This window comes from Acidovorax soli (genome assembly GCF_014207955.1).
Taxonomy (GTDB): Bacteria; Pseudomonadota; Gammaproteobacteria; order Burkholderiales; family Burkholderiaceae_C; genus Acidovorax; species Acidovorax soli_A.
In genome coordinates, this window is record NZ_JACHLK010000017.1 from 16,947 (window position 1) to 31,043 (window position 14,097).

Below are 14,097 nucleotides of genomic sequence, written 5' to 3' on the forward strand. Positions count from 1 at the left end.
TTGCTCCTTGCCAGCCTCCATTGGCAAGGTCAATTGATATTGACCAGCTAGCTACACATCCATTTTTCTGCACACCGTACTCTGCCTGTCTGGCATATTTGTGGCATGAATAGCATCAGGTCGGCTCGTCACCTTGACGAGCAGTACCAGTAATGCTGATAGTTTCTTATTGTAGAAACTATGATGATGACCAACTATGCCTACACAACTCACCCTGCACTACCACCCCTTGTCCTCGTACTGCCACAAGGTGCTGATCGCGCTGGATGAACTCTCCATCACGCCCGAGCTGCGCCTGCTCAACCTGGGCGACCCGGCCGAGCGCGCGGCCTTTCTGGCGCTGTGGCCGACGGGCAAGATGCCGCTGCTGGTGGACGCAGGCCGTCCGGTGCCGGAGACCAGCATCATCATCGAGCACCTGCAGCGCCACCATGCCGGCGCAGGCTGTGCGCCGCTGATCCCGCACGACGCGGATGCGGCCCTGCAAGTGCGCCTGTGGGACCGGCTGTTCGACCTGTATGTGATGGCGCCCATGCAGGCCTGCACGGCCGACCTGCTGCGGCCCGAGGGCCAGCGCGATGCCCTGGGCCTGGCCCGGGCGCGCGAGGCCCTGTCTGCCGCCTACGCCATGGTCGACGCGCACATGGCAGGGCGCACCTGGGCCGCGGGCGACGCCTTCAGCATGGCCGACTGCGCTGCCGCGCCGGCCCTGTTCTATGCCGTGACCCATGTGCCGCTGGACGCCCGGCACACGCACCTGGCAGCGTACTTCGAGCGCCTGGTGGCACGCCCCTCGGTGGCGCGCACCATCGCAGCGGCGCGGCCCTTCTTCCGCTTCTACCCAGGGCGCCAGGGGCTGGCGCGCCGCTTCTTCAATCCTGATGATGCGCAGGGCTGACATGCCGCCGCCCTCTTCCTCTTCTCCCGCCCCGGGCGATCTGGACCGCATGTTCTTCGCCCTGGCCGACGCGCACCGCCGCGGCATGCTCGAATTGCTGAGCCGCGGCGGGCCGGCCTCGGTGTCGGAACTGGCCGCACCGCTGCAGATCGCCCTGCCCTCGGCCGTGAAGCACCTGGCCGTGCTGGAACAAGGCGGCTTTGTCGCCTCGCGCAAGGCGGGGCGGGTGCGCACCTTCCAGATCGAGCCCCACGGCTTCGATGCCATGAACACCTGGCTCGCACAGCACAAGGCCATGCTGCATGCGCAGTTCGACCGGCTGGGCGACTACCTGGCGCAGCAGCAGGCAGAGCCCGCAAACCAAGGAGACCCGCGATGACCGCCAGCCGCCCGCCCAGCACGCAGACCGATTTCGTGATCGAGCGCCAGTACCCGGCAGCGCCCGATGCGGTGTTTGCCGCCTGGACCGACCCCGCGGCCAAGCGCCTGTGGTCCGATTGCCACCCCGAGCACACGACCCACTATGCGCTCGACTTTCGGCTGCACGGGCACGAGACGCACCGGGTGCGGCATGCCGATGGGCGCCTGCAGGAGATCGAGAAGCTGTTCTTCGACATCGTGCCCGGCCGGCGCATCGTGTTTGCCTACGACATCCGGCTCGACGGGCGCGCCCTGTCGGTGTCGCTGGCCACCGTGGAGTTCTTCGCGGCCGCCACCGGCACCCGCATGGTCTATACCGAGCAGATCAGCTACCTTGACGGGCACGAAGACCGCGCGCAGCGGTTGCGGGGCACCGAGGAGGGGCTGGAGCGGCTGGGGCTGTACCTGGCACAGCCTGGCGCTGCCTCGTAGGCAAGGCGGCCGCTACCCGCTCACTTCCACGCGCACCACATGACCGCGCTCGATGTAGCAGGTGAAGTGGCGCCGCGCCGTGCCGTCCTGCAGGCATTCGAAGGACAGGTCCCAGGGCTTGAGTTCGTCGCCATCGGCCGGGATCGACAAACCCACCCATGCGAACGCGTCCCGCCATTCGGCGGGAAACTGGCGGCGCACCCAGTCTTCGTACTCGCCGACCAGCAGGTCTTCTCCCTTGTGAAAAGCTGCATCGGGGTAGTGGATGTAGCGCTCGAAAAAAGCCACCTGTGCAGGCACGGGTTCAGCCCCTCCCGGGGCCTCGATGGCCAGGGTCAGCGGATGGCCCAGAACTTGGGTCTCACCCTCCCAGTACGCCCCATGCTTGGCACGGATGAGCACCAGATCGCCAAAGACAGGGTGCGCGAGCCTGCGCTCCCCTCCTCCAAACAGGCGTTGCAGAAAGCCCATGGCGACCTCCGGTCGGATCAGCGCTTGAGTCCAAAGGCTCCCAGCATCTGCTCGGTCTGCTTTTGCATCTGCTCCTGCATCTGCGTGAGCATGGACTGCGACTGCTCGACGTAGTTGCCCATCATGCCCTTGAGCATGGGCGATTGCAGGTTCATGAACTGAGCCCACATCTCGGGCGTCACGCTCTGGCTCTGTTCGGCCAGCTTGGCCTGCACGTCGGTGAAGGCCTGCACATTCTTTTCGAGGTAGGCGCCCATGAAGCCCTGCATGGCATGGCCGTAGAAGCGGATGATGTTGGCCAGCACGGCCTCGGTGAACATGGGCGCGCCACCGGCCTCTTCTTCCAGGATGATCTGCAGCAGGATGCTGCGGGTGAGGTCTTCGCCCGTCTTGGCATCGCGCACCACCACATTGTGGTGGGCCATCACCAGCTCGCGCACCTCGGCCAGCGTGATGTAGGTGGAGGTGTCGGTATCGTACAGGCGGCGGTTGGGGTACTTCTTGATCACGCGCTGTGCAGACTTGCCGCCGGCAGGTGCTGGTGCGGATGCGGCGGGGGCGCTCTTCTTGTCGGACACTACGGACTCCTCGGGCGCTCGGGCCCATGTGTGACTGTTCTGTGGCTATTGCAGTGCAACAGATTCTAGGCAGTGCAGCCCCCCGGTGCGGCAAAGGAATACCCTGATGGGGAGAAGTCGCGCATTTGACAGCAGGGCCCGGTGCGCAGCGGCGCCCAACGCCTCCCCCAAAAGAAAAGGGCGGCACCATGTGCCGCCCCCCGGGATTGCGCGCTGTCGGGCGCGTGTCAGTGGTAGACGTAAGTGGCGCTGTAGGGCAAGGCCAGGCCCGAGACGCTCAGCGTCATGGCGATGGAACCCGTGCCTTCGATGACATTGAAGGTGCAGGCCTTGATCGTCCAATTGCCGGCCAGCGCGCTTTGCTGCTGGCTCTGGGTGATGGGCAGGCGCAGCGACGCGTCGCTGCAGAACTCCTGCTGGCTCATGGGGCGCGTGACGTTGACCAGGGTGATGGGGTTCTGCGCCGTGGCCACCGCGGTAACGCGCACGTCCAGCAGGTGGCCGGTGCCTCCGGTGCCGGTGAACGGGGGCGTCGTCACCACGCCGCCATAGCTCACCAGCGCAAACGAAGGGTTGCCCAGGCTGACCTGGGTGAAGATGTCCTTGCCCAGGGCCAGCCGGGGCAGGTACAGCAGCTTGCCATTGCTGATGAACTGGCTGTCCTCACCCACCACGGCGGGGTCGCCAGCCTTGAGCTCGCCCACGTCGAGCAGCTTGATCACCACATTGAAGTACTTGGCGTTGTCGATCTGCAGCACGGGCATGCTCAGCGTGCCGGCTGTGCCATCGAACACCGCCGGATCCGCTGCCTGGGCCCCTGCCATGGCGCTCACGAGAAACGCCGCAACCGCGAGGTTTTTGGGGTTCGGTTTCACGTCTGATCTCTCCTGGAGGGCCTTGCGGGCCCTGTAACCGTTAACGTACATCGTAACCAACTGAGTCGGGCAACAATCTGCACCGCCCGACCTGGGTGCGTCGCGCATGCGCCACACCTTAATGGGTGTATTGTCCGCCACCCTGTCCCGACTTGCTGGTGATCGGGGGCACAAGCTCGTGCAGAAAAACGCCTCATTTTTCAGCAGGCCCAGGCGATATTCGCCACGCCAAAGATAACAACAACAATGAAATTGATACATAAATCACATCTTTGGCGCCAATTGGGCGCTCGGCAGGGTGCGCGGCGCGTGCCTGTGCCAGAGCCTGCGCTCACCGGCTCCGGGTCGGGGCATTGGCTGGCATACACGGCATGGATGGGGCGGTACCGTGGGCTTGTCGGGGCACGCCGCCCCATTCCTTCAACAGGAGTTCACCATGCCCGCACCCGCACCCCAGCCCCTGCCGCCCATGGACATCCCACCGCTCGAGCAGCCGCCCCGGCCGGCCTGGGCCCCCGAGCCGCCCCAGGGCGACCCGCCGCCCGGCCCGGCAGAGTCACCGGTGCAAGACCCACCTCCGCACTTCTGACGAAAGGCCCCATGTCCCACGGCAAGGGGCGGCTGCACGCCCTTGCGGCCGGTGGCGCCCCTCGATCACACCATCCCTAGCACTAGCACGGGAGGGCCTGTGGCCACACCCCCCGCATGGGGGAGTGCTTCGGTCTTGACAATCGGCACCACACCAAGGCCGCCACACACCAGGGACGGGGCGGCGGCAGGCCCCATGGGTCGCAGTTTCACCCCCACGGGTGATGACTTCGGGCCGGCATTTGCAGACAATGCTGACCAGCCCCAGGGGCCGGCCCGCCCAAGCTGCCAGGCGCCAGTGCACCGCCTGGCAGCCGCCACGGCGGCAGCGTCCCGCCCCATGAACCCGCGCCAGCGGTGCTGCCCAGACAGCCGGTGCGCGGGCCCGTGGTCCACTGGAAGCGAGAAATCGACTGTGCCGATTTCTCGCTTCCAGTGGACCCATGCTACAGGGATGGATGAAAGGCAAGGCCCGGCAGGTGTTTTCTTCGCGAACCGACTCTCCCCCAGGGTCTGCCAAGGACCGCACTTCGCCACGGCTCGAACCGTGGCGGGTGTTCCTTTTTGTGTTCGCCCTGGCCGGGGTGGCACTGGCCCTTCAGCTGCTCACCGCACGCCATGCCATCCGCGAAGTCGAGGTTGCGCGACTGCAGGATGTGAGCCGCTATGTCTCGGAAAACCTCACACGCCAGCTCAAGGGCTTGAACGAAGCGCTCACGCGCATCAGCCGCGACTACCGCGCCTCGGCGCTCGCGGCGTCGAGCAGCGACTCCTCGCGCCAGCTGCACCTGCTCACCGACGTGATCCAGGCGGTGCGCGGGCTGGCGGTGTACGACGCCAACGGCACCGCCGTGGCCTCCGACCGGGCCATCGACGTGGGCCGCGACTTCTTTGCCAAGGAGTTCTTTCGCACCGTGCGCGGCCGGCCCGACCCGCATGTGCTCTACCTCTCACGCCCCTCGGCCTCGGACGACGAGGGCGTGGCACTGCACCTGTCGCGCGCCGTGTTCGACGCGGCCGGCCAATTCACCGGCGTGGTCACCGCCACGCTGGACGACGAGTTCTTTGCCTTCACCCTGCGCGCAGCCCTGTTTGCATCGGACATGCGGGCCACCATGGCGCATGCCGATGGCGAGGTCTTCGTGACCGTGCCCAGCATGGGCTCCGAGCGCATGGCCAACCTCTCGCGGCCGGGCTCCGCATTCGAGGCCCATGTCCAGAGCAAGCGGCAGAACACGGTGTACGAAGGGCTGGTACCGGCCACCGGGCGCGAGCGCCTGGTGGTGCTGGCCAGCGTCAAGCCGCAGGGCCTGGGGCTGGACAACACCGTGGTGCTGGCGGTGAGCCGCGAGCGCTCGGAGGTCTATGCGCCCTGGTATGCGCAGGTGCGCCTGTACACCACGCTGTACGCCACCGTGCTGGTGCTGGCCACGGGCCTGCGCTTGTTCGAACGCCGGCGCCTGCGCCGGCTGCTCGCGCAGGAGGAGGCCTCGCAGGCCGCGCTGCAGCTCACGGCGGCCCGCCTGGAGCGCGCACTCGACGGCGCGCAGCTGGGCCTGTGGGAGCTGCAGGTGGACACGCGCCAACTGCGCATCGATGCCCGGGGCGCGCGCATGCTGGGCTATGGCAATGCCGAGGTGGTGCGCTCGGTCGAGGAATGGACGGCCACCCTGCACCCGGCCGACCGGGCCGGCAACACCGCGGCCTTCGCCAGCCACCTGCGCGGTGCCAGCCCGGCCTACGAAAACGAGTTCCGCGTGGGCGTGGGCGATGGCGGGCAGTTCGTGTGGCTGTTCAGCCGCGGCAAGGTGACCGAGCGCGCCGAGGGCGGCGCGCCCCTGCGCATGATCGGCACCTTCATGGACATCACCGAACGCAAGGCCAACGAGGCAGCGCTGGCCGATGCCGTGCTGCTGCAGAAGAAGTCCGGCGAGATCGCCCGGGTCGGCGGCTGGACGCGCGACCTCGCCACCGGCGAGTCGCAGTGGACCGACGAGGTCTACCGCATCCACGACCTCGAACCCGGCAGCGCGCCCGACCTGCCGCGCACGCTCGACTACTACACCCCGGCCTCGCGGCCCCTGATCGACGCCGCCGTGCAGCGGTGCATACAGGACGGCACGCCCTGGGACCTGGAGCTGCAGATCGTCTCCGCCAAGGGGCGGCTGCTGTGGGTGCGCACGCAGGGCGAGGCCATCCGGCGCGATGGCACCATCGTGCGGCTGGCAGGGGCCTTCCAGGACATCACGGCGCGCAAGCAGGCCGCGCTGGAGCTGGAGCGGCTCAACGCCACGCTGTCCGAGCTGTCCTACCAGGACGCACTCACCGGCCTGGGCAACCGCCGCCTGTTCGACGACACGCTACAGGCCGAGTGGGCGCGCAATGCGCGCCAGGGCTCGGCGCTGTCGCTGCTGATGGTGGACGTGGACTACTTCAAGCGCTTCAACGACCTGCACGGCCACCAGGCGGGCGACGAATGCCTCAAGCGCGTGGCCCACGTGCTGCGCGATGCGCTGTGGCGCTCGCACGAACGCGCCATGCGCTACGGCGGCGAGGAGTTCGCCATCCTGCTGCCCGAAACCACGCTGGAGGGCGCGCGCCAGGTGGCGCAGCGGCTGCTGGACGCCATCGCGACCGCCCGCATCGCGCACGGCGCCTCGGTGCTGGGGCCCTGGGTCACGCTGAGCATCGGCGTGGCCTGCGTCACGCCGGCGGCAGACGGCCGGCCCACCCACCTCACCCGGCGCGCGGACATGGCGCTCTACCAGGCCAAGTCGCAGGGCCGCGCCTGCTTTGTCGCCGACGAAACACCCGCCAGTGTGCTTTGACTACCGGCCGACGCTGCCGTCGAGCAGCGCGCGCACGCGGCGCGCCATGTCATCCACCTCGAAGGGTTTGGTGAGGATCTCCATGCCGGGCGAGGCGAAGGGCTGCGAGGCCGAGACCTTCTCGGCATAGCCCGTCATGAACAGAATCTTCATGTCCGGCCGCTCGGCGCTGGCGGCCTCGGCCACCTGGCGGCCGTTGAGCCCCGGCAGGCCGACATCGGTGATGAGCAGGTCGATGCGCCGCTCGCGCACGCGCAGCTGGTCCAGCCCCGACAGGCCGTCGTGCGCCTCCAGCACCTCATAGCCCAGGTCGCGCAACACTTCGGCCACCATCTCGCGCACCAGCGCCTCGTCCTCCACCACCAGGATCACCTCGCCCCGGGTCGCTGCCGCCGTGGCGGCGGGCGTGGGCAGCGCGTGCGCCGGGCTGTCTTCGGCGTTGAAACGGGCCGGCAGGTACATGCGCACCGTGGTGCCCTGGCCGTACTCACTGAAGATGCGCGCATGGCCCTCGGACTGGCGCGTGAAGCCGTAGATCATCGACAGCCCCAGGCCCGAGCCCTCGCCCACCGCCTTGGTGGTGAAGAAGGGCTCGAAGGCATGGGCCAGGGTTTCGGCCGTCATGCCCGTGCCCGTGTCGCTCACGCTGATGCAGATGTAAGAGCCGGGCTGCACGCCGTGCAGGGCGGCGGCATAGGCCGCATCGAGCTCGGCGTTGTGGGTCGCGATGGTCAGCCGGCCACCGCCCGGCATGGCATCGCGCGCATTGATGGCCAGGTTGAGGATGGCGCTCTCGAGCTGGTTCTCGTCGCACAGCGTGGTCCACAGCTCGGGCGCGAGCTGCAGTGCCAGCTCGACCTTCTCGCCGATGGTCTGGCGCAGCAGGTCCTGCATGGACAGCACCAGCGGATTGGCGCGCACGGCCTTGGGGCTGAGCGGCTGGCGCCGCGAAAAGGCCAGCAGCCGGTGCGTGAGCCCGGCCGCGCGCGAGGTGGAGGCCAGGGCCCGCGTGACATAGGTGTCCAGGTCGGCCGCGGCGCCCTGCGCAATGCGCTTGCGCAGCAGCTGCAGGTTGCCCATGATGCCCTGCAGCAGGTTGTTGAAGTCGTGCGCAATGCCGCCCGTGAGCTGGCCCACGGCCTCCATCTTCTGCGCCTGGCGCAATGCCTCCTCGTGCTGGCGCAGCTGGGCGGTGCGCTCGGCCACCTGCGACTCGAGGGTGGCATTGAGCGTCTGCAGCGCGGTCTCGGCCTTGCGGCGCTCTTCGATCTCGCGCTGCGCGGCCTCGAACAGGCGCGCGTTGTCGATGGCAATGGCCGCCTCGGCCGCGAGCAGCGCCACCGAGCGCTCGGAGCGCTCGGTGAACACCCCCGCCTGCGAGTGGCCAAAGAACAGCCCGCCGATCACCTCGCTGGCGCGGTTGACCACCGGCACCGCCAGGTAGCTGGTCACGGCCAGGTGGCCCTGGGGCATGCCATGGTAGGGCGCACTCAGGCCGTAGCGCGGGTCGCGCCGGATATCGTCCGAGCGCACGATGCCCTCGCCCGCGAAGGTGGGGCCGAACACCGCCGTGTTGCGCGGCATGGGAAAGTGCTCGAACGCCGCGCGCGGCGCGCCCGACAGGGTGTACAGGGTGTAGCTCTCGCCCGCCTCGTTCACCCGGTTGTAGAAGAAGGCACCGAACTGCGCGCCCGTGACCTCCACGCCGGCATCGGTCACCGCCTGGACCACCTTGGCCAGGTCGTTCTCGCGCGCCAGCGTGGCGCCAGCGCGGTTGAGCACCTCCAGCGTGCGCTTTTCCTCGCGCAGTGCGTCTTCGGACACCTTCCACTGCGTGCGGTCGCGCAGCACCTTCACGAAGGCCACGGGCGCGGCGGCCGGGTCGGTCACGGGCGTGAGCTCGCCCACCGCCCAGAAGCGCGAGCCATCGGCGCGCATGCGCCAGCCCTCGTGGCCGCCACGGCCCTTGGCCAGTGCGTCGGCCATCTCCTCGGTCACGCGCGCCTGGGGGTTGGTCTCTTCGGGGAAGATGCGCAGCAGGGTCTGGCCACGCATCTGCTCCTCGGTCCAGCCCAGCAGGCGCACGGCACCGGGGTTCCAGCTGAGCACGGTGCCGGCGCTGTCCAGCGCGATGATGGCCGTGTCGGTGGCGCTGTTGATGACGGTGGATAACGCGGCTGCGCTCAGTTGCATGGGCTGTGTCTCGTTGAACACGTTCGTCGGGGCCGAGGGCTCCCTGCTCGGGAAAGGCCCACTGTAACGTTTCCAACCCATTTGAACCACCGGGTGTTCATGGGGTGGGCAGGTCCTCCGGCCTTCAGCCGGGCTCGGGGTCGGGCAGCCCCATGCAGTGCTCGAAGAAGGCATCGAGCTCGGTGGACTTGTCGAACACGCCGTCGGCGCCCAGCGCCTGGCAGCGGCGGCGCATGTCGGGCGTGGCGTAGTTGGACAGCACGTACACATGCTGGCTGGGGTTGCGCTGGCGCACGGCCTGCAGCACCTCCAGGCCCGAACCGGCGGCCAAAAACAGGTCCACCACCATCAGCTGCCACTGGCCGCGCCAACGCTCCAGCGCCTGCCGGGCGCCCGTGGCCGTGGCAGCAATGGCAACCACGCGCGCATTGGCCAACTCCTCCAATGCCGGGACCAGTGTCTCGCTGATCGTTGGGTTGTCTTCGACGAGAATGGTGATGAAAGGCATCGTGGACGCCTGCCGGTTACACCGGTAATGGGCAAGCTGCCTACAATCTATGCTTGCAGCCGGATCCGGCGTGTAGGCGGGCGCCCCGCGTGTAGGGCCTGCTACACCGGAATGTGTGATTTTTTCCACGAGCAGGCGGACATCTATGCCCAGCGACCCGAAGACGCCCCCGGCATCCCCCGAGATTGCCGAGGTCTTGAGCCAGAACGAGGAAGCGGCCGAGCAGATCAAGGCCACGGCCAGCGAACTCGACGTGGTGCACGCTGTGCTGTCCACGCAGATCCCGCCCGAGCACCTGGAGGGCGACCTGCAGGCCGCCGTGGAACGCACGGACGAGCTGGAGCAGCAGCTCAGCGAGACGGCCGAGGCGCTCGAAAAATCGAACGACCTGCTGCGTGAGATCGACGCCAGGCACAACGGCGGCAGCGCCAAGACAGGCAAGTAGGGCAAGGCCTGCCGACGGTGGCCGTCGGGTCGGCGGCATCGTCCTACAGCGGCGTGATCGCCATGCGCGCACACTGGGTCTTTGGCAGCCAAGGGTCCACCATGGCCACACCTCCCCCACCACCCGCCGACAACCGGCCCCGCACAGACCCGACCCCGGCTTTCACGGAGACCGGTGTTTCTGGCAGCAGGCGCGACACGCCTGCGGACGCGGCGCCCGCAGCCCCAAGGGAACACCCACCCGAGTCGGACACCCACCCCGAAACCCCGGCCAGCATCAACTCACCATGATGGGGCGGCGCGCCCCAGCCCGAGGCATGCAGGCAGTGCGGTTCACAGCGGGGTCAGCGCCTCGGGCAGGCACGATTCCTCATGGCCCACGAGGCGTATCCACATGCCGGTCTTGCGGATGATGATGTAGTCGACGGTGACGACGCGGCCTTTATAGAGGAATTGGGAGCCGGGTTTGTACAGGACCATGGAGCAGGCGAAGAAGGCGGGTTGCAGATGGCACATGGGCCACCCGCAAGAAACAGGCCTTCGATGGTGCCTGCACTGGCATCACCGGGTTGTGACAGCCGCAAAAAACCCGGGGATCCACTGGGCTGTTGCTTGACGCGCTGCAGCAGTCCAACCCCGTACCACCCGGGGCACGATGTGCAGCGCGCCTGGCTGCTCAGTGTTCGCCCATGGCCAGGCCGTGCGCTGGCGTGTCGGCCCGCGGCGCAGGGGCCGAGGCCGACGATTGCGCCGGCATGGGCTGGGACGCCGCGGACAGGTGGCTCAGCACGGCGGCCTTGATCTCGGGCCCGGCCATCTTGAAGCCCACCACGGCCCAGACCACGAGCACCGCGATGGTTGCTGCCACGCCGAACACCCGCGAATCACCGGCAGCGTCGGCGCCCTGCAGCATGCCGTAGTGGCCCGATGTATTGCTCATGCTTTTCATGGTGTTGCTCCTGGCTGTGTGGTGCAGTGAAGTTAACGGCCAGACAGCGCCCGGACTGTCGGACAAACACCCTTCCTGGCTGCGGAAAACCCGCAGCCCCCGCCCTGCCCCGCCCGGCATGAAAAAAGCCGCCTGGCAGGGCGGCTTCATGGGCTTGTCACGGTCTCCCGGAGGGTTGTCACATGCGGTTCCAGGGCCACTCGCCGCACTTGGACTGCGATACCGTCACATTGGCCAGGCGGCGCATGGAGGTGTCGTCGTAGATGTAGCTCAGGCGCACGCCGGCCTGCAGGTCGGGCGCCACATGCGGGTCGCGGCACAGCGTGCCCATGAGCTCGCGCTCCACCACGGCCTCGAAGTCCGGCCGCACGCCGGCGGGGCTGACCAGGAACTTCACCGTCACATGCCGGCCCGCATGCGTGGCCGAGGTGTTCAGAATGCGCTCGTCGCGCCGCTCGCGCGCCTCGCCGTTGTACTCATCGGCCAGGCGGGCCGCGCGGGCCTCGGCGCTCATGCGTGGCGTGCGCTCGCCGGGCACCACCCGGGCCATGAGGTAGTTCTCGTCGCACACCCGGAGTGCCACCTGGATGCCCGTGGGCGTGGGCTTGTTGGTGGCGGCATCCACACAGCGGTCGTATTGCGCACGCGCCCGGGGGCCGAGTTCATCGCGCGAACGCAGCGGGTAGTCCTGCGCCATCGCGGCGCAGGAAAACAGCAGCGCCGCGCCGAGCGCGGCAGCGCGTGCCAGTGGTGGTTGCATGGTCCGCATGGTGTTTCCCCAGATATCTTGTTGGTTGATTTCAGCGAGACCGCAGTGTGCGCGCGGGCCAGCCATGCGGCAAGTGGCGTTGCCTGCGGTAACCGGCGGCACGGCGCCGGGGCTTCCTTCAGCCTGCGGCCAGGGTCACCACGGCCACCAGCAGCATCACGGCGGCAGCGGCCAGCCACATCACACGCGGGCCGTACTGGCCGAACTCCAGCTCACCGTCGTCTGCCAGGCCGGCATCGGCAAAGGACATCTGGCGCTGCAATGGTTTGCTGGTGTTCATGGTGCTCTCCCGGTGTGGATGTGTGCAAAGGTAAGTACAAGGTAGCTGGCAGGCCCGGCCGTCCGTGTCAGACAAGGCCCCATCCTCGCAGCAGATGGGGCCGGCGGCGCAGGCGAAGTGGCCGGGGATGTGACATACCGCACGAAGAGCGCACGAAAGAGCCCCCAGCGCTGCGGCCAGGGCAGGCTCCACAGGCCGAAGACCCTTTGGATCAGGCTATCAGTTGAAAACCTTGCCGCTGTGGTCGCACACCCAGCTGCGCGCGTGCTCCAGGGCCTCGTCCTCGGTCTCGAAGGTCTCCTCGGGGCCCACGTTGAGCACCTCGCCCCCCGATAGCTCCACCGACACGACCGACCACTGTTCTCTGCGCTCCAGGGTCACCCAGCAGCTGTCCGAATCACTGCACCGCAAACGGTGCTCCGTTGTCACCATGGCCATCGGCATGTCCTTGTTGGTCCCGGCTGGCAGCCCCCCAGCGGGCGGCGCACCAGCACATCGATGGACCACTGTACGGCGGGTGCGCGGCGCTGCGCGTCAGCCAACACCTACAAAACCGGCGTGCGCTAACGCGGGCTCTGGGCGGTGCCCCGCAGCACGAACGGCAGCGCCAGTGCATGGACCACCACGACCAGCAGCCAGATGGCGCCCGGCCAGTCGGCACGCACTGCGTAGTAGAAGGCGGAGAAGCCCAGCGGCGCGATGATGGACGCCAGGCTGATGGCCGAGGCCAGCGCGCCCTGGAACTGGCCCTGCTGGTCAGCCCCCACCTGCCTGCTGGCCAGCGCCTGCAGGGCCGGCATGCCGATGCTTCCCAGTGCGAACACCGGCATCACCGCAAACACCAGCCACCCCTGGCGGATGAAGGCCATGGCCACCAGGGCCAGGCAGGCGCAGGCGATGCCCGTGAGCACCGCGCCACGCTCGCCCAGCCAGCGGCTGGCAGGCCCGGGCGCGAAAGCCTGCACGAGCATCTGGCACAGACCGAACGCGCCCAGCGACAGCCCGACCCAGGTGCCGTTCCAGTGGAAGGCATCGCCGCCCCACAAGGCCCAGCAGACCCCATAGGCCTCTCCGGTCGCGGCAAGCATGAAAAAGGTGAACGCCAGGGGCAGCAGCTGCGGTTGCGAGCACACCCAGGCCAGCGGCCGCAGCGGGCTCAACGCGGCCAGATCGATGCGCCCCCCGCTGCCCTGGCGCGACTCGGGCAGCGACACCCATGCCAACAAGAAGTTGGCGCCATGGAGTACCGTCGCCGCGATGAAGGGCAGCCGCACCCCATGGTCGCCCAGCAGGCCGCCCAGCACCGGCCCGGCAATGAAGCCCGCGCCGAACATGGCATTGAACAGGCCGAAGCGCCGCGCCCGCTGGTCCCCGGGCGTCACGTCCGTGAGGTAAGCCGTGGCCACCGACATGCTGGCCCCCGTCAGGCCCGCGATCGCGCGGCCCAGGAGCAGCAGCGGCAGGCTGGGCGCGCAGGCCAGCAGCAGGTAGCTGGCACAGGCCCCGGCCAGCGACAGCAGCAGCACGGGCCTGCGCCCGAGCCGGTCGCTCAGCGCACCGAGCACCGGCGCGCACACCAGCTGCATGGCGGCATAGAGCGCCGCCATCACGCCGATGACCGGCGCCACGTTGGCAACATGGGTGACGTCCTGCACCAGCGCGGGCAGGATGGGAAAGACGAGGCCGATGCCCATGGCATCGAGCGCGACGCACAGGTAGATGGCGAAGAGGGAGGGGGTGCGGTGGTGCATGGCGGCAAGCGTTCCAGTGGGTGCGGGCACGGTGCAAGGTGCTCGCAACAAGGTCCGACGGATGTCGGGGGAAACGCTGGCCGGATCACCCCCTGCGGGGGCCGATGGCGTGT

17 protein-coding genes are annotated in these 14,097 nt (G+C 68.2%); 6 read left to right on the plus strand and 11 right to left on the minus strand.

What is annotated here, in order from left to right:
• The first annotated feature begins 196 nt into the window (after window positions 1-196).
• The 3 genes from HNP48_RS29125 to HNP48_RS29135 are packed head-to-tail and all read left to right on the plus strand — an operon-like array spanning window position 197 to window position 1,750.
• Entirely contained in the window at window positions 197-898 is a 702-nt protein-coding gene (locus HNP48_RS29125) for a glutathione S-transferase family protein (protein ID WP_184863888.1), read from the plus strand.
• A gap of 1 nt (window position 899) precedes the next feature.
• On the plus strand, window positions 900-1,277 hold the full coding sequence (locus tag HNP48_RS29130; RefSeq protein ID WP_184863890.1) for a helix-turn-helix transcriptional regulator: 378 nt from the start codon (window positions 900-902) through the stop codon (window positions 1,275-1,277).
• Window positions 1,274-1,750 (plus strand): SRPBCC family protein, encoded by a 477-nt coding sequence (locus tag HNP48_RS29135; RefSeq protein WP_184863892.1) that lies wholly within the window; start codon window positions 1,274-1,276, stop codon window positions 1,748-1,750. Before HNP48_RS29130 ends, HNP48_RS29135 begins: the two co-directional genes overlap by 4 nt.
• Before the next feature lie 12 nt (window positions 1,751-1,762).
• On the opposite strand, the gene HNP48_RS29140 is transcribed toward HNP48_RS29135, so the two are convergent.
• From HNP48_RS29140 to HNP48_RS29150, 3 genes are all read right to left on the minus strand, one after another.
• Window positions 1,763-2,221, minus strand: coding sequence for a hypothetical protein (locus tag HNP48_RS29140; protein ID WP_184863894.1), 459 nt, complete (start codon window positions 2,219-2,221; stop codon window positions 1,763-1,765).
• 17 nt (window positions 2,222-2,238) lie between these two features.
• Window positions 2,239-2,799: a polyhydroxyalkanoate synthesis repressor PhaR gene (gene phaR, locus HNP48_RS29145; RefSeq protein ID WP_184863896.1), complete on the minus strand. Its 561-nt coding sequence runs from the start codon at window positions 2,797-2,799 to the stop codon at window positions 2,239-2,241.
• 227 nt (window positions 2,800-3,026) lie between these two features.
• On the minus strand, window positions 3,027-3,674 hold the full coding sequence (locus HNP48_RS29150) for a hypothetical protein (protein ID WP_184863898.1): 648 nt from the start codon (window positions 3,672-3,674) through the stop codon (window positions 3,027-3,029).
• Between the two features lie 436 nt (window positions 3,675-4,110).
• Here HNP48_RS29150 and HNP48_RS29155 point away from each other — a divergent pair, with 436 nt between their 5' ends.
• Both HNP48_RS29155 and HNP48_RS29160 read left to right on the plus strand, forming a co-directional pair.
• Entirely contained in the window at window positions 4,111-4,263 is a 153-nt protein-coding gene (locus tag HNP48_RS29155; RefSeq protein ID WP_184863900.1) for a hypothetical protein, read from the plus strand.
• Window positions 4,264-4,816: 553 nt separating this feature from the next.
• Window positions 4,817-7,090 carry a diguanylate cyclase domain-containing protein gene (locus HNP48_RS29160; RefSeq protein WP_184863908.1) on the plus strand — a complete coding sequence of 758 codons (2,274 nt, stop codon included), beginning with the start codon at window positions 4,817-4,819 and terminating at the stop codon, window positions 7,088-7,090.
• On the opposite strand, the gene HNP48_RS29165 is transcribed toward HNP48_RS29160, so the two are convergent.
• Both HNP48_RS29165 and HNP48_RS29170 read right to left on the minus strand, forming a co-directional pair.
• Complete coding sequence (locus HNP48_RS29165) at window positions 7,091-9,283, minus strand: response regulator (RefSeq protein ID WP_184863910.1); 2,193 nt, start codon at window positions 9,281-9,283, stop codon at window positions 7,091-7,093.
• A 124-nt stretch (window positions 9,284-9,407) separates the two neighbouring features.
• The gene (locus HNP48_RS29170; RefSeq protein WP_184863912.1) at window positions 9,408-9,791 is read right to left on the minus strand and encodes a response regulator; all 384 of its coding nucleotides are present in this window, start codon (window positions 9,789-9,791) and stop codon (window positions 9,408-9,410) included.
• Window positions 9,792-9,936: 145 nt separating this feature from the next.
• Here HNP48_RS29170 and HNP48_RS29175 point away from each other — a divergent pair, with 145 nt between their 5' ends.
• Window positions 9,937-10,236 (plus strand): hypothetical protein, encoded by a 300-nt coding sequence (locus tag HNP48_RS29175; RefSeq protein ID WP_184863914.1) that lies wholly within the window; start codon window positions 9,937-9,939, stop codon window positions 10,234-10,236.
• 332 nt (window positions 10,237-10,568) lie between these two features.
• On the opposite strand, the gene HNP48_RS29180 is transcribed toward HNP48_RS29175, so the two are convergent.
• From HNP48_RS29180 to HNP48_RS29205, 6 genes are all read right to left on the minus strand, one after another.
• On the minus strand, window positions 10,569-10,715 hold the full coding sequence (locus HNP48_RS29180) for a hypothetical protein (RefSeq protein ID WP_007858237.1): 147 nt from the start codon (window positions 10,713-10,715) through the stop codon (window positions 10,569-10,571).
• Window positions 10,716-10,911: 196 nt separating this feature from the next.
• The gene (locus HNP48_RS29185; RefSeq protein ID WP_184863917.1) at window positions 10,912-11,184 is read right to left on the minus strand and encodes a hypothetical protein; all 273 of its coding nucleotides are present in this window, start codon (window positions 11,182-11,184) and stop codon (window positions 10,912-10,914) included.
• A 178-nt stretch (window positions 11,185-11,362) separates the two neighbouring features.
• A complete protein-coding gene (locus HNP48_RS29190) occupies window positions 11,363-11,953 on the minus strand; it encodes a hypothetical protein (RefSeq protein ID WP_184863918.1) in 591 nt (196 codons plus the stop codon).
• Window positions 11,954-12,071: 118 nt separating this feature from the next.
• Window positions 12,072-12,233: a hypothetical protein gene (locus HNP48_RS29195; protein ID WP_184863920.1), complete on the minus strand. Its 162-nt coding sequence runs from the start codon at window positions 12,231-12,233 to the stop codon at window positions 12,072-12,074.
• A 219-nt stretch (window positions 12,234-12,452) separates the two neighbouring features.
• Window positions 12,453-12,671, minus strand: coding sequence for a hypothetical protein (locus HNP48_RS29200; protein ID WP_184863922.1), 219 nt, complete (start codon window positions 12,669-12,671; stop codon window positions 12,453-12,455).
• A 125-nt stretch (window positions 12,672-12,796) separates the two neighbouring features.
• Window positions 12,797-13,984 carry a TCR/Tet family MFS transporter gene (locus HNP48_RS29205; protein ID WP_184863924.1) on the minus strand — a complete coding sequence of 396 codons (1,188 nt, stop codon included), beginning with the start codon at window positions 13,982-13,984 and terminating at the stop codon, window positions 12,797-12,799.
• Window positions 13,985-14,097 lie beyond the last annotated feature (113 nt).